We start from the raw sequence: 21,209 nt of genomic DNA on the forward strand, positions 1-21,209 counted from the left end.
GAACCCATTCTAATGAGCAAGTCTGATTCTCAACCGTTGGAAGAGATTACCCAGCTGCGGGCCGCCCTTGATGAGGCAAACTACCGCTATTACGTGCTGGATGATCCCACCCTTACCGATGCCGACTACGACCGTCAGCTGCAACGTTTACAGCAATTGGAAGCCAGCCATCCAGAACTGATCACCAGCGATTCACCCACCCAGCGCGTAGGCGCCGCCCCCGCCGATGGCTTTCCATCAGTGGCGCACGCAATCCCTATGCTGTCGTTGGATAATGCCTTTAGCCGCGACGATATCCATGCCTTTGCCGAGCGGGTGGCGGAACGCTTGGAGTGCAGTGCGGACGAGGTTGAATTTACCTGCGAGCCTAAGCTGGACGGTGCGGCGGTGTCGCTGGTTTTTGAGCAGGGCGTGCTGGTGAGCGGCGCCACCCGGGGCGATGGACGTACCGGTGAAGGTATCACCTCTAACCTGCGCACTTTGCGTTCGGTGCCGTTAAAGCTGATGGGCAAAAACGTACCCGAGCTGCTGGAAGTGCGTGGTGAAGTGATTATGCGCCATGCAGGGTTTGAGGCGTTGAACGAGCGCGCTCGGGAAGAGGGCAGCAAGGTATTTGCCAATCCGCGCAATGCGGCGGCAGGCAGCCTGCGTCAGCTCGACCCGCGTATTACCGCGAAACGTCCGCTGGAGTTTCACGCCTATCAGGCAGCGCGCTTGGAGCCTGATTTAGGCGATACCACCCACAGCGAACTAATGGCACGGTTATCCACGTTAGGATTTCGCGCCAGTGCAGAGCTGAAAGTCGTCAAAGGCCCGCAAGCTGTCGCCGACTACTGCGAGCAGTTGGGCGAAAAACGCGATGCGCTTGGCTTTGATATCGACGGCGTGGTGATCAAGGTGAATGACCTGCGCTACCAGCGTGAGCTGGGCTTTGTCGCCCGCGCGCCACGTTGGGCGGTGGCGTTTAAGTATCCTGCTCAGGAAGAGGTCACCACGCTTAACGATGTCGAGTTCCAGGTTGGCCGTACCGGGGCAATCACGCCGGTGGCGCGGCTTGAACCGGTCACCGTGGCAGGCGTGACGGTCTCCAATGCTACGCTGCATAACGCCGATGAAATCACCCGCCTGGACGTGATGATCGGTGATACGGTCTCTATTCGCCGAGCGGGCGACGTTATCCCTCAGGTAGTGAGAGTGCATGTTGAACAGCGGCCTGCGGATGCCAGGGCCATTGTTTTTCCTGAACACTGCCCGGTATGTGGGTCGGATATTGAGCGCGTTGATGGCGAAGCCGTGGCGCGCTGTTCCGGCGGCCTCTACTGCGCCGCCCAGCGCAAAGAGGCGTTGAAGCACTTCGCCAGCCGCAAGGCGCTGGATATCGACGGCCTGGGCGAGAAACTGATTGTGCAACTGGTCGACTTGGATTGGGTCAAAACCCCGGCGGACCTGTTTCATTTGACTGTTGAGCAGCTAAAAAGCCTGCCGCGCATGGGCGAGAAGTCGGCCAATAATTTGGTCAACTCACTTGAAAAAGCCAAATCGACCACCCTGGCGCGGTTTATTTACGCGCTAGGGATTCGTGAAGTAGGCGAAGCCACAGCGGCCAACCTTGCTAATCACTTTGGCACGCTTGAAACCGTCCAAACGGCGGAACTGGCAGCGCTGGAAGCAGTCAACGATGTCGGCCCGATTGTCGCCGCCCACGTGCACACTTTTTTCCGCCAGCCGCACAACCAGGAAACCATTGCCGCGCTGATTGATGCCGGTGTGACCTGGCAGGAAGCCGCCGTTACCCAAGGCCCAACGCCGCTGGAAGGCCAGACCTGGGTATTGACGGGCTCGCTTGAGAGTATGACCCGCGATGAGGGTAAGGCGCGCTTGCAGGCATTAGGGGCGAAGGTAGCGGGCAGCGTGTCGAAGAAGACTACCTGTCTCGTCGCTGGCGAAGCTGCAGGCAGTAAGCTAACCAAAGCCGAGCAGATGGGTGTAGAAGTGATCGATGAAGCGACCTTTATGGAACGTTTGGCAGAGTGGGAGCAGAGTTAATGAGCCGTTTTATTGAAGTGCCCGCAAGAATGCTGCCACCGGAAACCCTCAATGCGCTGCTTGAGGCGTTTGTGACCCGCCAGGGTTACGACACGACCGATACCACGGGCGAGGGCATGCATGGCTGGGTAGCAGAGCTCAAAAAGCAGCTTGAGCGTAACGAACTGATCATCGCCCATGACCTTGAGCTGGAGATGACCGAGGTCATGACCCTAGCTCGCTGGCGCTCGTTTGGCCGAGATATCGCCGATGACGAGGAAGAGGGTGATTTTTAGACGCATCTTCCGAAAAGCACTCCGGTATGTCGTTGCGAGGAGTGCAGCGACGCGGCAATCTTTGCTGGCAGTGGCAAGCAAATCCGAGATCGCCGCGCTGCGCTCGCGATGACATTTATCTGAAGCATTGAGTCCTGTCATTGCGAGGAGCGAAGCGACGCGGCAATCTTTGCTGGCAGTGGCAGGCAAATCCGAGATCGCCGCGCTTCACTCGCGATGACATTTAGCTGAAGCATTGAGTTCTGTCGTTGCGAGGAGCGCAGCGACGCGGCAATCTTTGCTGGCAGTGGCAGGCAAATCCGAGATCGCCGCGCTGCGCTCGCGATGACATTTAGCTGAAGCATCGAGTCCTGTCATTGCGAGGAGCGCAACGACGCGGCGAACTTTGCAGGCAGTGGCAGGCAAATCCGAGATCGCCGCGCTTCGCTCACGATGACATTTATCTGAAGCATCGAGTCCTGTCGTTGCGAGGAGTGTAGCGACGCGGCAATCTCAAGCTTGCCTATTGAGCGTTCTCGCCCCGAATAATCGCGCTGATAATGCGTCGCCCTGGGTGCAAGTGATCGACCAGGGGCGCTTCCAGCGGCATCGGTTCATCGCACATTCTTGAAGCAATCACCTCGGCGCATAGCGGCGCGCTGGCTAGCCCGCGTGAGCCATGAGCCGTCGATATCCACAGGCCTGGGTGGTGCTCGCCTGGCGTCTCTGGCACCCGAGTAGCATCTTTAGCTAGCCGCGCATAGTCGGCCTGCCACGCCTCTGCTACCGGCACAGGCCCTGCATAAGGGGTTTTGTCAGGGCTGGCCGCACGCACCGCCGCGCGACCTTGAAGGTGTTCAGGCGTTAATTCACTACCGGCTTTTTCCAGCTCGGCGACTAAGTTGGGCAATGTCTGACGCAGCTCATCAATATTGCGTTGATGATCGTCGGCGGTTACATCGGTGGTTGCATTATTGGGTACAAAGCTGGCGCCAAATGTCAGTACGCCATCCAGAGCAGGCGATACATAGCCACCGGCGCATATCACGCGGGTTGGGCCTGCTACCCCATCGGGTAGTTTTAGCTCGCTAATCTGACCGCGGACCGACTGCAGCGGCAGTTCGCTGGTTTGCGCAAAGCGGTTAGCCAAATGCGCACTGGCAATCACTACCTGATCGACATTAAGCGTGCTGGCATCGTCTAGATTGAGCTGCCACCCGGCGGTTGTGCGGGTAAGGGAGCTAACGTCACCCTGCTGGAAAGTCACTCCTGGCTGACTAAGTAAGTGCTCACATAGTGCCTTGGGCTGAACCCATCCCGCTTGTGGGTAAAACAGCCCATGGGGTGCGTCAATGGGCATGGCCGCTGCTTCGCTTAGCGCCGGGTTGTTTAGCGCAGTGACAACGTTGCTGGGCAGCGGGTGTTGTTCAATAAAACGCTGCTGGCGGCGTGCTTCTTTATCACTACTCGCCAACTGCACCACGCCGCAAGGCTGCCATAAAGGGGGTGTGGATAACGGCTGTGTGGATAGCTGTTGGGTAAGCCAACGCTGGCTGTACAGCAGCCCGGCAAGGTAAACACGGCTTTGGTTATTAGTCTCGGCAGCCAGCTTTACATACAGCGCACCCTGACGATTGCCTGAGCCGCCCGCGCCGGGGGCTTCGCGCTCAACAACCGTTACCTGAATGCCGCGCCGCGCTAACGCTGCCGCCATCGTGCTGCCCGCCAGCCCAGCACCGACTATCGCAACGTGCTTTACAGCCGCCACGGGCGGCGGGGTAAACCAGGGTGTTGCCTGGCGGCGCTGCTCCACAGGCGGCGTTTCGATACTGCCCGCGAGCATTTCCCGCTTGCGACCATAGCCTGGCACTTTCTTCCAGCTAAAGCCTGCGGCTTTTAATCCCCGTTTGACGATACCAGCGCAGGTAAAGGTGGCGAATGTCGCGCCGGGGCGTGAACGGGCGGCCATGGCGTTAAATAGCGCTGGCTGCCACATATCGGGGTTTTTAGAAGGCGCAAAACCGTCTAAAAACCAGGCGTCGACTTGGCCATCTAACTGCTCCAGGCGCTCTGTGGTATCGCCGAAATGCAGATCAAGCGTGACGCGCTCGGTTAAGTGCAGGCGGTGAATGCCGCTCACGGCAGCGGGCCACTGGGCGCATAGCACCTGTGCATAAGCCGCTAGCGAAGGCCAGGCACTAAGCGCCTGTTCCAGCGCCTCATGCTCAAGAGGAAACTTCTCTGTGGATAACAGGTGCAGCCGCGCATTGGGCGCTGCATGCTGCTCAAAACAAGCCCAGGCGCAGAGTATGTTCAGCCCGGTACCAAAGCCGGTTTCACCAATGACGAACGGTCTTGCTGCTTTCCACTCAGCAAAGCGCTGGGGAAGATGGTTGGCACCCAGAAAAACATGTTCGGTTTCAGCGCGCCCATCGCCACGGGTGAAATAGATGTCATCAAATGCGGTTGCGTGGGGTGCTCCCTCGTTCCAGGTAAGTAAAGGCGTGGTTAACGCCGCGAGGGCAGGCAAAGCATTGGGACGTTGGGTCACGCAGATATCCGTTTAATGAAGAATTGGTTAAAAAATGATCAATTTGTCGCCGTCGGCGCTGGCTCTGGCTTAGCGCAAAGCGTCCGCCGGGTTTGCACAGAGTTTTCCACAGGCTCTGTGAAAAAGCGGGCGGACCCTCCACACTCGCCTATTGGGGTCAAGGCAAAACTTTCTTGAACGGCTTAACAATTACCTTGGCATAGACCCCCGCAATCATGTATGGGTCGGCATCCGCCCATGCGGTAGCCTCTTCCAGGCTCTCAAACTCCGCCACGACCAAGCTGCCGGAAAAGCCAGCATCGCCGGGATTTTCAGCGTCGATGGCAGGATGAGGGCCCGCTAACACTATCCGGCCTTCGTCACGCAGCGCTTCCAAACGGGCGAGGTGATCAGGGCGAGCCGCTAAACGACGCTCTAAGCTATTGGGCACGTCTTCACTCATAATGGCGTACAGCATGTAGATATAACTCCTTGAAAAGAAGGGGATGAAAAGTGAGCGTTCATTGACCGCGCAGCCAGATACGCGCACCATATCTTACCCATTGCGAACGATTTATTCACAGCTGAAAAAGCGCATTCTGACAAACTGCTCACACGGCGTCATGCTTATGTCTCGACTTCCTTATACCTTTGATGCCGATCAGCGTTACCCGGTTGATTTGCACATGCACTCCACTGCTTCTGATGGCGCGCTATCGCCCACTGAGCTGGTAACACTGTGCGCCGAACGCGGGCTGACGCATATGTCGCTTACCGATCACGATACCATGGACGGCATTGAAGAAGCGGGCCGCGCTGCCGAGCAAGCAGGGCTATGTCTTATCCCCGGCTGTGAGTTATCCACACGCTGGCAAGGGGTCAATATTCATGTCGTGGCGCTGATGCCCGGTGGCTTGCAGGGGCCGATGGTGGAAGGCTTGATTCAGCAGCGTGAGGCGCGTATCCAGCGTGCGGAAGTCATTGCCGAACGACTGGAAAAAGTAGGTTTACCCGACGCCCTAGAGAAAGCGCGCCTTCACGCAGGCAGCGACCGCCCCCTGGGCCGCCCGGATTTTGCCCGTGCCTTGGTGGCTGAAGGAGTGGTGCCCGACTGGGCAAGCGCCTTTAAGCGTTACCTAGGCAGCGGCAAGAAGGGCGATGTCAAAGCCCACTGGCCGGAAATCAGCGAAGCCGTGAGCTGGATTGTGGAAGCAGGCGGCGTTGCCGTGATCGCCCATCCATTGCGCCATGGACTCACTCGACGCAAGCGTGGCCTGTTGATGGACACCTTCCAGGCGGCGGGCGGCCAAGCGGTTGAGCTGGTTAGCGGCCAGCAGAACCCGGATAGCACCCGTGACTTGGCGCGCCAACTGGTCGAGCGTGAGTTATACGCTTCCTTGGGCAGCGACTTTCACTTTCCCGGCAGCCATGCAGCACCCGGCAGTATGAGCTTGGTACCGCGCACGGCAGCGCCCCCGATATGGCAGCATCCGCGCTTGGTGCATCTACGTGATGCCGCCCCCGGTCTGTTAGCGATTGGCTAAGTTTTCGTTAGCTTAAGTTCTCGTCAGCTTAAGTTATCACCAGCTAAGGTCAGCTATGCTGTAGGAACCGCTAAGACAGTGAGCTATGAAAGGAGCAGTTTTATGAGCCAATATTTCCAGATTCACCCCGAAAACCCGCAAAAGCGGCTGATTGATCAGGCGATTGCGATCATTCGTAAAGGCGGCGTAGTGGCGTACCCCACCGATTCAGGTTATGCCTTGGGCTGCCATCTGGGTGAGAAGAAAGCCATTGAAAAGATTAAATGGCTGCGTTCACTGGACGATAAACACAACTTCACCCTGGTGTGTTCCGATTTATCTGAGATCGGCACCTACGCTAAGGTGGATAACGACGTTTTCCGGTTGTTGAAAGCGCATACGCCGGGGCCGTACACCTATATCCTGGATGCTACTTCAGAAGTGCCGCGGCTATTGTTGCACCCCAAACGCCGCTCCATTGGTGTACGCGTGCCTGATCACCGCATTACACATGCGTTGCTGGCAGCCTTGGGGGAGCCGTTGATGAGCGTGACGCTCATTCCGGTGGGCGATGATTTTCCCATGAACGACCCGGAAGAGATCCGCGAGCGTTTTGGCGCGCATCTGGATGCCATTATCGACGGTGGCGCCTGTCATCTAGACCCCACCAGCGTTATCGACCTGCGCGAACTGCCGCCTACCATCATTCGCGAAGGGCGCGGTGATATCACGCCTTTCGTTTAGATTGAGTCTAGTCAGACGAAGGTTCTTCTTTGGCTTTGCGCGGGTCTTCGCTATTTTCATCAAGCCAAGTACCGCAGCGCAGGCAGTAGCGGGCACGCTTCTCATGGCGGTCGTGCCCGCAGCCGGGGCAGGCTTCCTCGGAGTAACGATCCTCACGTATTGAGCGGATCACCTGAGCGGAGAATACCCCGGTGGGCACAGCAATAATCGAGTAGCCCAGCAGCATCAAGATCATGGTAATCGCTTTACCCAACGCGGTGGCGGGGACGATGTCGCCGTAGCCCACGGTGGTCATGCTAACGATGGCCCAGTACATCGACATTGGAATACTGGTGAAGCCCGCTTCCGGTGACTCAATGGTGTACATCAACGCCGCGAACAGCGTGACCACCATGAAAATGGCAGAAAAAAATAGCAGTATTTGACGCAGACTGCGTTTTAACGCGTCGAGTAGCAGGCTGGCTTCACCGACAAACTCCATCAGGCGCAAAATGCGGAAAATACGCAGCACTCGCAGCAAGCGAACAATCACCAGCCCATGAGCGCCAGGGACCAGTAGCACTAGCCAAGTGGGTAAAATAGCGATTAAGTCGACGATTCCATAAAAGCTTTTTAGATAGAGCAAGGGGCGCTCAAGGCAGTAAATGCGAACTAACAACTCTAAGCTGAACAGTATCGTTAATGCCCACTCGATGTAGAAGAAAATGGGCCCGTAGCGTTCGGCGTAAATCTCGATACTACCCAACAGGATGACCGCGACACTCAACAAAATAGCCCCGATCAAGGCAATATCAAAGGCTTTAGCGCCCGGTGTGTCGGATTCGAAAATAATATGAAACAGTTGAGCGCGTAGGCCTTCCGCACCGGGGGTTAAGTTTAAATTCATCGCATCATCCTGAAGTGGGCCTCAATTCGGTCCTTAAAAACAGTCCTGAAATAGCATTAAGCCGTTAGCGTAGCTCGGTTTGGTACGCCAAGCGATGGGCCAGTGCCAACGCAGCGTTACCGTAAGCCGTGCTGGGCTGACCATGGGCATCTAAGCTGCCGGGTAACGCCTGAGCGTACACGCGGGCGTTGTCATCCAGCGCGGGGTGGTCAGCGAGAGTGACTAACGCCTGTTGGGCATCGCTTAGAAAGCTTGCCTGCTGGCTGTCGTGGTAGGCATCCAGCGCCAGCGTTGCGCGGTGTAGCCACTCAGCCGGTGAGTGCGCCTTGGGAAGTGGCCAGTGCTGGTTGCTAAGTGCATTGCCCCGAGATGCTTTGCTGCTATCTGAAGGGCGCAGCGGTACCTGTTCTGAAAGTGTCAGTGCCAATGCCCACAGCGCTTCCGGGTCGCCGTCCTTTAATTCAAGTTCTACCTCGCGGATGGGCGTGCGGTAGCCACCGCTGATAATTTCGCCCTCATCCAGCACCAGCTCGATATGACTGCGCTGGCCTATTGCGCCTGGGTTTACTAAGCCATCGGTTAGCTGCCAGCTGCGCCGCGTAAAATCGGTGCTGAGTTGGGGGGCGAGGGCATGTAGCACGCTGCTAAGCTGGCCTTGAAAGGGGAGCAGTTCGGCAAGAGCTACCAGATCCAGTTCGTGGTCAGGAACTTGCCACTCCCACTCCTGTCGTTGAGATAATCCGCCGCCGCCCTGGCCTGCGGTTTTCACCGTTTGCAGCACTTTGCCATCTATTTTGCGCAGGCGTAGCGCAATATGCGCCTTCGCTAAATCGCCTTCCGGGGTGTCAAAATAGGTATTGGTCAACGTGTGCTGGTGTGAGGGTTTCGATACTAGAAACGGGTGGTTACACAGCGCGGCAGGTCCCTCTGGTGCAAGGGCAAGTTTCAGTTCTACTTCCATGGGGATTGGGTTTTTCATGACGCTCGCCACCTCGTTATCGTGACATTTAAATGAATATTTGATTACATTTATGAACTTTTCATGACGGCGGCGGGCGCACTCTTTATACTGGCGCCGCCATTTCCAGGCTTCCCGAAAACAGGCTAAAAGGCATTATGGTTACCTCCAATCCTTTTTCTTCGATGTTTGGCCGCTCGCCATTCCAGCCGTTATTGGCCCATATCGTCAAGGCAAATGAATGTGCCGATCTGCTGTTGCCGTTTTTTGAAGCAACGCTGGCTGATGACTGGGACAAAGCGGCTGAGCTGCGCGAAAACGTCACCCGCTTAGAGCATGACGCCGATACGCTGAAAACAGAGCTGCGGTTGAACCTGCCCAACACCATGTTTCTTCCGGTGTCGCGCTCCGATCTGCTCGACCTGATCAGCGTGCAGGACAAGATCGCCAACAAGGTGCGTGACATTACCGGCATTATGTTGGGGCGTAAAATGCGCGTGCCGGATGAATTGGCCGATGCAATGCGCGATTACATCCGTACCAGTGTTGCTTGTGTTGCCCAAGCCCGCCAGGCACTGGAAGAACTCAAGGATCTGCTTGAGTCCGGCTTTGGAAAAAACGTCTCCGACGTCATGCAGAACATGATCCGTGAACTGCACACCCTTGAGCACCAAGCCGATGACCAACAAGTGACGATCCGTCGCCAACTGTTCTCGCTTGAGAGCCAGCTACCGCCAGTGGACGTGATCTTTCTCTACAAAATCATTGAATGGGTTGGCGAACTATCCGATCGCGCTGAGCGTGTGGGTAGCCGTCTGCAGATACTGACCGCCCGCTAAGGGGATCTTCATGCTGATTATTGCCCAGTACGGTGAAATCTTCATTATCCTGGCCTGTTTGTTTGGCTTCTTTATGGCCTGGGGCGTTGGTGCGAATGATGTCGCCAATGCGATGGGAACCTCGGTGGGGTCGAAAGCGATCACCATCAAACAAGCGATCTTGATCGCTGTTGTTTTTGAATTTCTCGGCGCCTGGCTAGCCGGTGGCGAGGTTACCAATACGATTCGTAAAGGTATTATCGACCCCGAACTACTGCAAGACGATCCTCAGCTGTTGGTATACGGCATGCTGGCAGCACTGCTGGCGGCGGGTACGTGGTTGCTTGCAGCGTCTATGAAAGGTTGGCCGGTTTCCACGACGCACTCGATTGTCGGCGCGATTGTGGGCTTTGCTGTTGCAGGGTTAGGCCCCTCCACAGTGGACTGGGGCGCCGTAGGCACGATTGCTGCGAGCTGGGTGGTTTCTCCCTTATTGGCGGGCACCATTGGCTTTTTGCTGTTTAAATCAGTTCACCACCTGATTTTTGAAGATGCCAACCCGTTCACGGCTGCTAAACGCTACGTGCCGGGCTATGTGTTTCTGGTGGGCTTTATCGTTTCGATGGTCACGCTGACGAAAGGGTTGTCCCATGTGGGGCTGGACTTAACCTTTAATCAGAGCCTGCTGCTGTCAATTTTGCTGGGGTTGGTGATTATGGGTATCGGCTTGATTATGCAGCGGCGTATCAAGTTCGAGCACAACGCAAATGATCACTTCGGCTATGCCAACGTAGAGCGCGTGTTCGGCGTGTTGATGATCTTCACCGCCTGTGCCATGGCCTTTGCACATGGTTCAAACGATGTGGCGAATGCGGTTGGCCCGCTGGCAGCGGTGATCAGCGTAGTACAAACCGGCGGCGAAATTGGTGGTTCTGCGCTGGTGCCTTGGTGGGTACTGGTACTTGGCGGCGGCGGTATTGTCGTGGGTCTGGTCACCTACGGCCATAAAGTCATCGCGACCGTGGGTACCGGTATTACCGAGCTTACCCCCAGCCGTGGCTTTGCTGCCACGCTGGCGGCGGCCACCACGGTCGTACTGGCTTCTGGCACGGGCCTGCCGATTTCCACTACCCACACGCTGGTAGGGGCGATTCTTGGGGTGGGGCTTGCACGCGGTATGGCGGCGTTGAACCTGCGGGTTATCGGCACGATTGCCATGTCGTGGCTGATCACGCTACCCGCTGGCGCCGGTCTTGCGATTTTGTTCTTCTTTATGTTCAAAGGCATGTTCGGCTAACCACTAGTTGGCTAATAGCTAATAAGCAGTGCCTATAAAACGCAGTACGCCACGGCTCGAAAGACGTTAAGAAGTACCTGAGCGGGAACATCACAGCGGCATCTTCATGTTTATCTGCATTAGATTCAGCAGATTTGCATTAGAAGGTGCCGCTGTTTTTTGTGCTCTGGTAAAGTAACCCAGTTGGATGTGGTAAACGTCTGATGTTTCTTTCACCTGCTGCCGGAGAGCGGCCCTTGGATACGCGCTTCCCCTTTGTTGATTGGTTTCGTAACGCCTCCCCCTACATTAATGCTCACCGGGGGCGAACCTTTGTCATCTTAATTGAAGGCGAAGCGATGGCGTCTGGCCGCGGGGAGCAACTGATTCAAGATTTAGCCCTGTTGCACACCCTGGGCGTGCGCTTGGTCGTGGTGTTTGGTATTCGCCCCCAGGTGCATGAATCGCTCACCGCCGCGGGCGTTGAGCCCACCCGTATCGACGGCCGCTGGGTAGCGGATCGCGCCGTGATGGCCCATGTAGAGCAGGTCGCCGCCCGCCAGCGGCTGTGGCTGGAAGCGCGGCTGTCGCTGGGCCTGCCCAGCACCCCGCTGCACGGTGTAGAGCTCAGCGTGATCTCTGGCAACCTGGTGACCGCCAAGCCACTAGGCGTGCGTGAAGGCGTCGATTTCGACCACAGCGGTGAAGTGCGCCGGGTGCGTGCCAGCGCCATTGAAGGTCTGCTGGAAAAAGGTTCATTGGTGCTGCTGCCGCCGCTGGGCTTCTCCAGTACCGGCGAAGTGTTCGATTTGGACGCCTCCGAAGTCGCCCAGCACGCCGCCGTCGCGCTGAAAGCCGACAAGCTGATTCTGCTCGGTGAGTCGGAGGGGCTGGAAGATGAGCACGGCGCGCTACTGCGCCAACTCTCGCCAGCAGAAGCCGAGCCGCGTTTAACCAATGCCGTTCCTGGCAGTGAGTTAGCCCGCCATTTACAGGCCGCCTGCACCGCCGCACGGGAAGGCGTGGCGCGCACGCACCTGCTCTCCTGGCACAACCATGACGCCTTACTGGGTGAGCTGTTCACCCGTGATGGCGTGGGTACCATGATTACCCAGCACCGCTACGAACAGCTGCGCCCCGCAACGCTGAACGATGTGGCCGGCCTGCTGGAACTGCTGGAGCCGCTAGAGCGGCGGGGCATGCTGGTCGCCCGCTCCCGGGAGCGCCTGGAGCACGAAATCGATGATTACATGGTGATCGAGCGCGACGGTATGGTGATCGGCTGCGCCGCGCTGCATGTCTTCCCCGATACCAGTATTGCCGAACTCGCCTGCGTAGCCGTGCACGACAGCTACCGTGGCGGCGAGCGCGGCGAGCGCTTGGTGGAAGCCATGGAGCGCCGTGCCCGCCAGCGCGGCTTAAACGAAATGTTCGTGCTGACCACCCACACCGCCCACTGGTTTGTAGAGCGCGGCTTCCGCGCCGCCAGCCTGGAAGATCTCCCGCCACTAAAGCGCGAAACCTACAATCACGCGCGTAAATCGAAGGTGTTAGTTAAGCAGTTAGCGTAATGCGCTTATTCACAGCGCTGGATTAACGGGTTGGATCAACTAGCTTCACGCGGCATCAGCGAAAACATCGCCGGCTGTTGTCGCGCTTCTTGTTGAACAGCTTCATCGATCGGTGTGTCGTAGGTGTTGAGCAGGTAGCCCAGCACCGAATAGAAACCCACCATGGCGATCAGATCGATTACTGCCTTACGCCCGATCGCCTCGGCAAGTTCTGCTTCCTGCGCCTTGGCTAGCATGCGCTCATCGAATAACGCATCCACAGCGTTGACGATAAGGCCGTCGATGCCTTCGGGTGTACCGCGAATAGCCGTAATGCGGTGTTCGGAGAACCCCAGGGCGAGCGCCCGGCTCACATGATGGGCCCACTCGTAGGCGGAGCCCATACGCAGAGCCGCGCGTAATATCACCACTTCGGTCAGCGCTGGGCCTAACGCATTCTCCTTAACGACGTGTTGGCGCAAGGGCGCCCAGGCGCTAAGCAAAGCCGGGTGATGGGCCATGGTGCGATACACATTGAGCGCGCCAGCAAAGCCCTCGCGTAAGTCAGCGATCTCCTCAGGCCAGTTGGCGTCAGAAATGGGCGGGCAGGGGGACGGTGGCATGGGTGAACTCCAGTTAGATCGTTATTCAGATAGTTGTCGTGTTATTACTCTGCAATGGCGGCGTCGATGGCCCCGACGATACGCTCAATGATCAGATCTACTTCGTCAGGCGCAATGATATAAGGCGGTGCCAGCAGGATATGGTCGCCGTGAATGCCATCAATGGTGCCGCCCATCGGGTAGCTGATCAGGCCACGCGCCATCGCCTGCCGCTTGATCTTAGCGTGAAGCTTGCGAGCCGGGTCAAAAGGCGTTTTGCTTTCCCTATCCGCGACAACCTCGATACCGCGAAACAAGCCCCTGCCGCGAATATCGCCCACGTGGGGCGATGCATCGAGCGCCGCTTCAAGGCCGCTCTGCAATCTCATGCCCATTTTATTAACATTCGCCAGTGTCTCCGGCCGGGCAATGATCTCCACCACCTTGTTAGCGGCTGCGGCAGCCACAGGGTGGCCAAGATAGGTATGGCCATGCTGAAAAAGCCCAGACCCATTGGCGAAACTGGCGTAGAGGTTGGCCGATAGCATCACCGCGCCGATCGGCTGGTAGCCGCCACCCAAACCCTTGGCGATCGTGATGATGTCCGGGACGACTCCATCTTGCTCACAGGCGAAGACGGTGCCGGTTCTTCCCATGCCGCACATCACTTCGTCGAGAATCAGCAGTACGCCGTATTTATCGCAAATGGCACGCACGCGCTTGAAGTAATCCGCCTCGGAGGCGACCGCCCCTAAGGTGGCGCCAACGACGGGTTCGGCAACGAAGGCCATGACCTCGTCGGCGCCAAGTTCTAGAATCTTTGCCTCGAGCTCGTCGGCAAGCCGCGCCGCGTAGGCCTCGGGCGATTCATCGCTGCCCTTATCGCGATACGCATAACAAGGCGATACATGGTGGGTTTCTGGCAGGATGGGCTGAAACTGCTGGCGCCGCATGGCGTTGCCACCGGTGGCCAATGCGCCGATGGTATTGCCGTGGTAGCTCTGGCGTCTGGCGATGATATGCCGCCGCTGAGGCTGATTGATCTCGACAAAGTACTGCCGGGCCATTTTCAGCGCCGCTTCAACGGCTTCTGACCCACCCGACACCAGGTAGACGTAATCCAACCCGTCCGGGGCCAAATCCACCAACTTTTCGGCTAGCGCTTCGGCGGCATCGGTAGTGAAGAATGAAGTGTGGGCGTAACAGAGGCTATCGATCTGTGAGCGCATGGCAGCCAGCACTTCCGGGTGGGCATGACCGACGCTGGTGACCGCAGCGCCTCCTGAGCCATCCAGATAGCGGCGCCCCGTAGTATCCGTGATATAGACTCCCTGTGCTGATGCAGCATGAGGCAACTGCGCGCCGATACTGCGGTGAAGAATACGCGTCATAGTCTCTTTTCCTCATGATCAAAACGGTGAGCAGCTCACATGACAATGAGATTGACATACTCACAAAGATATTTGCAACAAATAAATCATTAAAATAACATATGAAACATATAGATCATTTGTTCGCAGAGCCAACCCTTATTTCTTCACAGAGCCAACGACTATGCAGCCGAGCGATTCGCTGAGAGAGCAGATGATTGCCCAGTACGATGCCATGTCTGCACAGCTGCAGCAGGCCGCGCGCTACGTTCTTGAGCATCCGCAGGACGTGGCGCTGGTGTCCATGCGCGAAGTGGCGCGCCATGCCGCTGTACAACCCGCCACCATGACACGGCTGGCTAAATTCTTGGGGTTGCCAGGCTACGACGAACTGCGGGCGCAGTATGCCGCGGCGTTACGCGAGGGGGGCGATGGCTTTGCGGCCAAGGTTCAAAAGCGGGTGGATGAAGGCAGTGAAAGGGGAGTAAGCGATATCGCCTCGCATATGCTTCAGGGGCTAAGTGTCCAGCTTGAAAAGCTGTGTGAGCCCGATTCGCTACGGCGGCTGGAAGCGGCGGCCGATAGGCTAAAGTCAGCGAGAAAGGTGTACGTGCTGGGTTTACGTTCCAGCCATGCCGTTGCCTGGCACTTCCATTACGTGATGACCCTGCTAGGCGAGCGTTCGGTGCACCTGGATGGGCCTGGAGGAACCGGCGGAGACGCGTTAATCCGCGCTACCTCTGAGGATGTCTTGCTCGTTATTTCCATCAAACCTTATGCAACCGGGGCGCTGGAACTGGCCCAGTTGGCAAAAGCGCAGGGGGTAGGCATTGTTTCCATTACTGATAGTGAAGTCTCGCCGCTGGTAGCGCTGTCAGAGCAGGCCGTTTTTTGCCCCACAGAAAGCGATAGCTTTTTCCATACGCTAACCCCGGCATTAGCCGTCTCCGAAGTGCTTTGCAGCTTATTGGCGGAGTTCGATCGGCCCAAAACGCTAGAGGCGTTGCAGCAAGCGGATGAACACCTCTTGCATCTCAATACCTATGCGACGGCTATCCCCATGCGGCGGTGAGAAGCTGACTTAAACCGACCAGCGTTTTGTCATTTTTTGGCAGTTTTGTTTAATGCGCCGAGACAGGCGCTCTAACAATACATGCTCTGTACCTGGCGTTGCGACCTCCTGCAATGCCTCTATCACAGTGGGTAAAACGCTGAGTATTTCATCGGCGAGACGTGCGCCTAAGCTCATGAAGTATGCAGGTTTAAATCCCAACGCCTGGGCGAGAGAAGCAAGGTGTGAGCGTTCGATACTGCCGGGCTGATCAATGCCAGACACTCGAAATGCAAAGCGGTTCGAGAGACCGCTATAGAGCGTCGTGCACATGAGATCGTAAAACGGGGTTAGTTGAACGCCCTGAGGCGTTTGCAATATAGAGAGGTTTTTGGCGTGGCTGTCATTGTTACCAATAAACAGGTTGAAAAAAAACCACTGCGAAAAACGCAGCAGGTCTTTTGCGGGAACACCCGCCGCCTGAAGTAACTGCCGACACTCAATGAGGCCAGGCCCTCCGTCGCTTTCGTATTTGAGGGTGGAAGGTGTCCCTGCTAATTGGCAAATATCTAGCTGGTGATAACGCTGTAAGTTGCCGTGCTCATCATAAAACCGGTCATAGCGCTTAACTAAACAGGCGCGTGTTTGAGGCTGGAAGGTAGCTTCAGCTACCCCTAGCGCTAACGCGGCGGCTAGTTGCATACAGAGCGTTTCATTAAGCGCAGAACACCACACGCCTTTCAAACCACGGATATCCGGTTTCAAAATATGGCTTGAAGGCGCGGCCCCTTCAGGCAGCGCCGGGCTGCCATCAGCGAGTACCATTAGCAGCAGTTTATTTTGAGCGCCCGCTAATGAAATTCGCGCTTGGGGAGCAAGTTGCCCGGTTAATTCACCCTGGGTTTCATTATGCAGAAAGTCGTTTATAGCTTCCCAGTCCGTCTTGCGATAGCTGGCTGGTCGAGGCGTTTCACCTTGCGGGAGTAGGGTGTAGCCACTCGCCGTATCACCGCCAATCGACTTTAAAAGACCAAAAACAGTGGTGGTGTGGTGGCGTAGCTCAATATAGCGACGTAGTTCGCCCTCAGGCAGTAGGTTTTCGAAGTAGGCCAGCACACTATCGCCGCTATGTCGTTGTTGAGTCAGCGGTAGCTGGGGCGAAAGGCTATTCGCTTGGTTATTGGCTAGCCACTCCTGAGTATAGTCAAACCGCAACGGCTGAGTGTTATGCAAACGCCCGACATGCAGTTCCCCCCAGAACAGGTCAAGCGCTTCGCTATGGGCGGCCATGGTGATTCCCTTTGCGCTGTATAATCACTTCCAATCCCATTAGATCCAAAACATCGAGTACTTTTTGTAGCTGCAGGGTTGGCTTGCCGCGTTCAAGATCGACGATAAAGCGGTTGCCTGTACCCGCAAGCCCGGCAATATCACTTTGCAGCAATGATTGATCACGCCGGGTTTGTTGAACTAGCTTGCCCAGCTCTTCACTGCTGCGAATACGTTTTGCACTCTCTATCTGGGAGGTCATAGCGACTGTCCGATAAAATTACCGTACGGTAATGATAGACCATATTAGTGATCAAAACGCTATGATTATTCCCGATCGGTAACTTTCAGTGATTAGAGAGGCTTTCTGGAAGGAAATATTACCGAACGGGAATATTTCGGTGGTCAGTGATTTTATACGAAACGCATTAACGTGGCAGCCCAAGGCCGCCCCGTTAATGTGTGCGCTATATCTGAATAACAAACGCTTAGGTGTTTAAAATCACGCCACCATTGAGGTGCATGGTCTGGCCGCTCATGTAGGAAGACTCTTCGCTGGCCAGATAAACATACGCAGGCCCCATTTCGCTGGGCTGGCCTGCGCGATTCATCGGTACCTGACCGCCGAATGAGGCTACTTTTTCATCCTCAAAGCTGGCCGGAATCAGCGGGGTCCACACCGGCCCTGGCGCCACGGCGTTTACGCGAATGCCGCGATCCATCAGTGACATCGCCAGCGAGCGCACCAACCCCTGAATAGCGCCTTTGGTAGCGGTGTAATCGATCAGCGTCGCGTTGCCCTTAAAGGCGTTGATAGAGGACGTGCAGATGATCGTATCGCCCTTGTCGAGATGCGGCAGGGCAGATTTGGTGAGATAGAAATGGCTGAAAATGTTGGTCTGAAACGTACGCAGCAGCTGTTCATCGGGGATCTCGGTAATATCGTCCCAATCATACTGTTCAGCGGCATTATTGATCACAATATTAATCTTGCCGAAGTGATCGAGCGTGCGCTTAACAATATCGCGGCAAAAGTCTGGTTCAGCCACATCGCCTTTTAACACCAAGCAGCGGCGGCCTTCCGCTTCGACTAACCGTTTGGTCTCTTCGGCATCTTTATCTTCGTCTAAATAGGCAATCGTGCAGTCCGCGCCCTCGCGGGCATAGTGCACGGCCACGGCACGACCAATGCCGCTGTCGCCGCCGGTAATAATCGCGACTTTTTCCAACAGCTTGTCAGTGCCGCGGTAGCTTTCGCGAATGTACTCAGGCTCCGGGTGCATCGCGTACTCATCACCCGGCTGCTTATCTTGATGCTGGGGAGGTTGCTTTTGATCACTCATGTGCGGTCACTCCATTGTTGGCACGGATGTGTGTCGTTCAAACTGATGGTTACTACCTATGACTGATGGTTAACATTGATGGTTAACACCTAAGGCAAACAGCAAATATTCACTCCTCGAATATTCGCCAACCTTCAACGTAGACCAAAGGCGTAGAAACAAGCAAGCCGCCGTTAATTAATGGACTTTTATAGATTTCAGGGATTTAGCTGAGATTCGATAACAGGCGTTAAGGTAAAACCCCATTCTGATAAATAAATAACCTATGTTAAGTAAATAAATGGGTTTTTAAATGGCGGCGCGCATAAATTGACAATAATAGAAAGAGCGCTATGTTTTAAAAGTGCTCGGTTTTAGAGGTGCTCGGTTTTAAAAGAGCTAGGCTTTAAAAGACTAACTTTTATAAGCGCTATATCAAGCACTATGTTTTGGAAGGTAATCAATCTATTAAGGAGGATGAGAATAAGTTCACTAGGATAAGTGCTTATTTTCTCTAAGTGCATAATTTTATTAACGTATTAGGTATTAACATCGTAGCGTTAATGAGGTGCACCCGATAGATTCGCAGTGACGCTGATTGTGTTTCACCACGGATGCTGACAAGTGAGACGACAAGGAGGAAGTGACAGATGACCGATCAAGGAAAGCAGCCCAATCCAGGCGCACCCAACCAGACAAGCCACTCAACGGAGTCGCTCAAACAGCAAGGACGCGATACCGCACATGAGGTGAGTGATGCGGCCCATCATCAAGCTGAAAGCTATTTTAATCAACAGCGCGATAGCGCGGCAGAACAGTCCCACAAGTTCACCAGCGTTTTGCAAAAAATGGCTGATGAGTTCGATAACCAACAGCAGCCCTATTTCTCGAAACAAGCGAGAAAGTTTGCTGATACCACCGAACGGTTTTCCAGCTCATTGCGCGATAAAGATTTACGTACTGTATGTAATGAAGCGCAAAGCTTTAGCCGTCGTGAGCCCGCGCTGTTTGTAGGCGGCCTGATTGCCGCTGGCTTTTTAGCTTCCCGCTTTCTGCGTAGTTCTAGCCAGCACTCACATAATGACGATTCGCACTCACGTTATTCAAATACCACCGACGAGCGCGCAACGGGTCTTCCGATGCAGGAAAACGTACCTGCCGGGCAGGCGTCACCAGTTAGCCAATCATCAAGTCTTTCAGGCAGCTCCGTTGCCGGTAATGGAGCAGTAGGTTCATCGGGTCGAGAAAATGGAATGCCCTAACGTAAGGGCCAGGGAGGCATAGAATGGATTCGGATAACAAACCCACGTCGCAAAGTTCATCGGTCGGTACGCTACTGTCGACGGTGATGCAGGAAATTAGCTCGCTGGTGCGCAACGAAGCCGCGCTCGCCAAGACCGAGATGACCGAGAAAACCCATCAAGCGATGGGCGCCATCGCTTCGATTGCGATGGCCGGTGCGGTACTGATGGGCGGCTTTTTAACCCTGTTGGCAGCGTTAGTCTTTCTGCTTAATGAGGTGCTTCCGCCCGAGACCACACCGTGGCTCTCTGCGTTGATTGTCGGCGTCGTTGTGTCGGTTATCGGTGTGATGATGCTTAAAGCGGGCCAGAAGAAACTGCAGGCGCGTAATTTGATGCCCAGCCGTACGATGCATAGTTTGCAAAGCGACAAAACAACGGCGAAACAGCATCAGCACAACGTCAAGGAGGAGTTGAAATGACGGATCATGACCATCAGCGCAGTCCCGAAGAGATTGAAAAGGATATCAATCAATCGCGCGAGCGCCTTGATTCTACCCTGCATGAAATCGAAGAGCGCTTCTCTCCTCAGCAGCTGTTGAATACCTCCTATGAGTATATTCGCCATGGAGGCGCTAACGAATTTGTGTCTAATTTAGGCACCACCATTAAGCAGAACTCGCTGCCGTTTCTGGTCACCACTGCCGGTCTTGGCTGGTTAATGCTGGCCCAGCGTCACCCAAATGAGGCGCGCCACAAGCAGCAGTACGCGTCTGATATCGACCAGCGCTTTTACACCGGCGGGCAATCTTCATCGGGCACAAGCGGCTCCCATGGCGCGCCAGGTATACCCGTGCATGAAGGCACGCATCCCAACGCTGGAACGCCCACCTACAGCGGTAGTTCAGAAAGCCATAGCGATGGTCAAGGCCGTATGAGCCGGGCGAAAGAAGGTGCCAGCAGCATGAAAGACGGTGCCAAAGGCAAAGCCCAACACTTAGGCGAAAAAGCCAAGCACACCGCACAGCAATGGGGCAGTAAGGCTCACCAAATGGGGGATAATATGCGCAATTCTTCATCCCATCTTCAGCACAGTGCTCACGATCGCATGCACGATATGGAGCACCGTGCTCACCAGTCCGGGAGCCAAGCCTCCGATTTTATCCAGGATCATCCGCTAGTGGTCGGCGCACTTGGGTTTGCGCTGGGTGCCGCCTTAGGCGGTATTTTCCCCGCCACCAAGAAAGAGGATGAGTACATGGGTGAGTATCGCGACCGCGTTATGCATAAGGCTGCCGAAACCGGGCAAGCGCAAGCGGATAAGGCTCAGCATACGATCCATGAAAAAGCCGAATCTGCTAAGGGCGATTCCCATCGCGCTAATGATGCGAACGTAAACGCCCCACAGCATCAGGAAGCGGGAGTTGCAGGCTCACCCACCCCAACGCCCACAACGGAGCGCTCTGCACCTGAGAGCCATGACCAGAAACATGACCATCAGAAACATAGCCAGGGCTTGGCGGGGTCGAGCACACCTTCCGGCAACACCCAAGGGTCGGGGACTAACCACACGCCCTAACATTGCTGATATGGCTGATAAAAAATGAGTGAAACCAGTGGCCGCTTAATGCGGCCACTGCTTTTTAGCAGGGACGGTTTAGCAAGAACGGTTTGGCTAGAACAGTCGGCATAAAAAGCCAGCACAAAAGCCGCTAACAGCGCTAATCGATAGCGGCAAACCATAAGCATTATTGGGATTCCCAATACGG

General features: G+C 55.7%; 20 protein-coding genes. 11 read left to right on the plus strand and 9 right to left on the minus strand.

Annotated elements, in window-relative coordinates; translation table 11 throughout:
- Positions 1 to 12 precede the first annotated feature (12 nt).
- The gene (gene ligA / locus V8L70_RS11010; RefSeq protein ID WP_101147928.1) at positions 13 to 2,046 is read left to right on the plus strand and encodes an NAD-dependent DNA ligase LigA; all 2,034 of its coding nucleotides are present in this window, start codon (positions 13 to 15) and stop codon (positions 2,044 to 2,046) included.
- Positions 2,046 to 2,321: a YheU family protein gene (locus V8L70_RS11015; RefSeq protein ID WP_008957491.1), complete on the plus strand. Its 276-nt coding sequence runs from the start codon at positions 2,046 to 2,048 to the stop codon at positions 2,319 to 2,321. Before ligA ends, V8L70_RS11015 begins: the two co-directional genes overlap by 1 nt.
- A 502-nt stretch (positions 2,322 to 2,823) precedes the next feature.
- Here the strand turns inward: V8L70_RS11015 and mnmC are convergent.
- Both mnmC and V8L70_RS11025 read right to left on the minus strand, forming a co-directional pair.
- A complete protein-coding gene (gene mnmC, locus V8L70_RS11020; protein WP_101147929.1) occupies positions 2,824 to 4,851 on the minus strand; it encodes a bifunctional tRNA (5-methylaminomethyl-2-thiouridine)(34)-methyltransferase MnmC2/FAD-dependent 5-carboxymethylaminomethyl-2-thiouridine(34) oxidoreductase MnmC1 in 2,028 nt (675 codons plus the stop codon).
- Positions 4,852 to 5,008: 157 nt separating this feature from the next.
- The gene (locus tag V8L70_RS11025; RefSeq protein ID WP_101147930.1) at positions 5,009 to 5,308 is read right to left on the minus strand and encodes a YciI family protein; all 300 of its coding nucleotides are present in this window, start codon (positions 5,306 to 5,308) and stop codon (positions 5,009 to 5,011) included.
- Positions 5,309 to 5,459: 151 nt separating this feature from the next.
- Here V8L70_RS11025 and V8L70_RS11030 point away from each other — a divergent pair, with 151 nt between their 5' ends.
- Both V8L70_RS11030 and V8L70_RS11035 read left to right on the plus strand, forming a co-directional pair.
- Positions 5,460 to 6,374 carry a PHP domain-containing protein gene (locus V8L70_RS11030; RefSeq protein WP_198556151.1) on the plus strand — a complete coding sequence of 305 codons (915 nt, stop codon included), beginning with the start codon at positions 5,460 to 5,462 and terminating at the stop codon, positions 6,372 to 6,374.
- Positions 6,375 to 6,476: 102 nt separating this feature from the next.
- Complete coding sequence (locus V8L70_RS11035; protein ID WP_008959039.1) at positions 6,477 to 7,097, plus strand: L-threonylcarbamoyladenylate synthase; 621 nt, start codon at positions 6,477 to 6,479, stop codon at positions 7,095 to 7,097.
- A 7-nt stretch (positions 7,098 to 7,104) separates the two neighbouring features.
- Here V8L70_RS11035 and V8L70_RS11040 read toward each other — a convergent pair whose 3' ends face one another.
- Both V8L70_RS11040 and V8L70_RS11045 read right to left on the minus strand, forming a co-directional pair.
- Positions 7,105 to 7,983, minus strand: a complete 879-nt coding sequence (locus V8L70_RS11040; RefSeq protein ID WP_008959038.1) for an ion transporter — start codon at positions 7,981 to 7,983, stop codon at positions 7,105 to 7,107.
- Positions 7,984 to 8,047: 64 nt separating this feature from the next.
- The gene (locus V8L70_RS11045) at positions 8,048 to 8,962 is read right to left on the minus strand and encodes a CYTH domain-containing protein (protein WP_101147931.1); all 915 of its coding nucleotides are present in this window, start codon (positions 8,960 to 8,962) and stop codon (positions 8,048 to 8,050) included.
- A gap of 137 nt (positions 8,963 to 9,099) precedes the next feature.
- On the opposite strand from V8L70_RS11045, the gene V8L70_RS11050 reads away from it, so the two are divergent.
- The 3 genes from V8L70_RS11050 to argA all read left to right on the plus strand — a co-directional run bounded on the left by V8L70_RS11050 (position 9,100) and on the right by argA (position 12,606).
- The gene (locus V8L70_RS11050) at positions 9,100 to 9,780 is read left to right on the plus strand and encodes a TIGR00153 family protein (protein WP_008959036.1); all 681 of its coding nucleotides are present in this window, start codon (positions 9,100 to 9,102) and stop codon (positions 9,778 to 9,780) included.
- A gap of 10 nt (positions 9,781 to 9,790) precedes the next feature.
- Complete coding sequence (locus V8L70_RS11055; protein ID WP_008959035.1) at positions 9,791 to 11,056, plus strand: inorganic phosphate transporter; 1,266 nt, start codon at positions 9,791 to 9,793, stop codon at positions 11,054 to 11,056.
- A 236-nt stretch (positions 11,057 to 11,292) separates the two neighbouring features.
- Positions 11,293 to 12,606 (plus strand): amino-acid N-acetyltransferase, encoded by a 1,314-nt coding sequence (argA, locus tag V8L70_RS11060; protein WP_101148038.1) that lies wholly within the window; start codon positions 11,293 to 11,295, stop codon positions 12,604 to 12,606.
- A gap of 35 nt (positions 12,607 to 12,641) precedes the next feature.
- On the opposite strand, the gene V8L70_RS11065 is transcribed toward argA, so the two are convergent.
- Both V8L70_RS11065 and V8L70_RS11070 read right to left on the minus strand, forming a co-directional pair.
- Positions 12,642 to 13,208 carry a carboxymuconolactone decarboxylase family protein gene (locus V8L70_RS11065; RefSeq protein WP_101147932.1) on the minus strand — a complete coding sequence of 189 codons (567 nt, stop codon included), beginning with the start codon at positions 13,206 to 13,208 and terminating at the stop codon, positions 12,642 to 12,644.
- 44 nt (positions 13,209 to 13,252) lie between these two features.
- Positions 13,253 to 14,578, minus strand: coding sequence for an aspartate aminotransferase family protein (locus V8L70_RS11070; RefSeq protein WP_101147933.1), 1,326 nt, complete (start codon positions 14,576 to 14,578; stop codon positions 13,253 to 13,255).
- Positions 14,579 to 14,741: 163 nt separating this feature from the next.
- On the opposite strand from V8L70_RS11070, the gene V8L70_RS11075 reads away from it, so the two are divergent.
- On the plus strand, positions 14,742 to 15,629 hold the full coding sequence (locus V8L70_RS11075) for a MurR/RpiR family transcriptional regulator (protein ID WP_101147934.1): 888 nt from the start codon (positions 14,742 to 14,744) through the stop codon (positions 15,627 to 15,629).
- 9 nt (positions 15,630 to 15,638) lie between these two features.
- On the opposite strand, the gene V8L70_RS11080 is transcribed toward V8L70_RS11075, so the two are convergent.
- The 3 genes from V8L70_RS11080 to V8L70_RS11090 form a co-directional block, all read right to left on the minus strand.
- Positions 15,639 to 16,898, minus strand: a complete 1,260-nt coding sequence (locus V8L70_RS11080; protein ID WP_101147935.1) for a type II toxin-antitoxin system HipA family toxin — start codon at positions 16,896 to 16,898, stop codon at positions 15,639 to 15,641.
- A complete protein-coding gene (locus V8L70_RS11085) occupies positions 16,885 to 17,139 on the minus strand; it encodes a helix-turn-helix domain-containing protein (RefSeq protein WP_008959029.1) in 255 nt (84 codons plus the stop codon). Before V8L70_RS11085 ends, V8L70_RS11080 begins: the two co-directional genes overlap by 14 nt.
- A gap of 226 nt (positions 17,140 to 17,365) precedes the next feature.
- Positions 17,366 to 18,220, minus strand: a complete 855-nt coding sequence (locus V8L70_RS11090) for an SDR family oxidoreductase (RefSeq protein ID WP_008959028.1) — start codon at positions 18,218 to 18,220, stop codon at positions 17,366 to 17,368.
- A 629-nt stretch (positions 18,221 to 18,849) separates the two neighbouring features.
- On the opposite strand from V8L70_RS11090, the gene V8L70_RS11095 reads away from it, so the two are divergent.
- The 3 genes from V8L70_RS11095 to V8L70_RS11105 are packed head-to-tail and all read left to right on the plus strand — an operon-like array spanning position 18,850 to position 21,019.
- Positions 18,850 to 19,461: a hypothetical protein gene (locus tag V8L70_RS11095; RefSeq protein WP_101147936.1), complete on the plus strand. Its 612-nt coding sequence runs from the start codon at positions 18,850 to 18,852 to the stop codon at positions 19,459 to 19,461.
- Between the two features lie 23 nt (positions 19,462 to 19,484).
- On the plus strand, positions 19,485 to 19,922 hold the full coding sequence (locus V8L70_RS11100) for a phage holin family protein (RefSeq protein WP_008959026.1): 438 nt from the start codon (positions 19,485 to 19,487) through the stop codon (positions 19,920 to 19,922).
- Positions 19,919 to 21,019, plus strand: coding sequence for a DUF3618 domain-containing protein (locus V8L70_RS11105; RefSeq protein WP_101147937.1), 1,101 nt, complete (start codon positions 19,919 to 19,921; stop codon positions 21,017 to 21,019). Before V8L70_RS11100 ends, V8L70_RS11105 begins: the two co-directional genes overlap by 4 nt.
- Positions 21,020 to 21,209 lie beyond the last annotated feature (190 nt).

Origin of the sequence: Vreelandella arctica (assembly GCF_037070215.1) — a bacterium.
GTDB classification, from domain to species: domain Bacteria; phylum Pseudomonadota; class Gammaproteobacteria; order Pseudomonadales; family Halomonadaceae; genus Vreelandella; species Vreelandella arctica.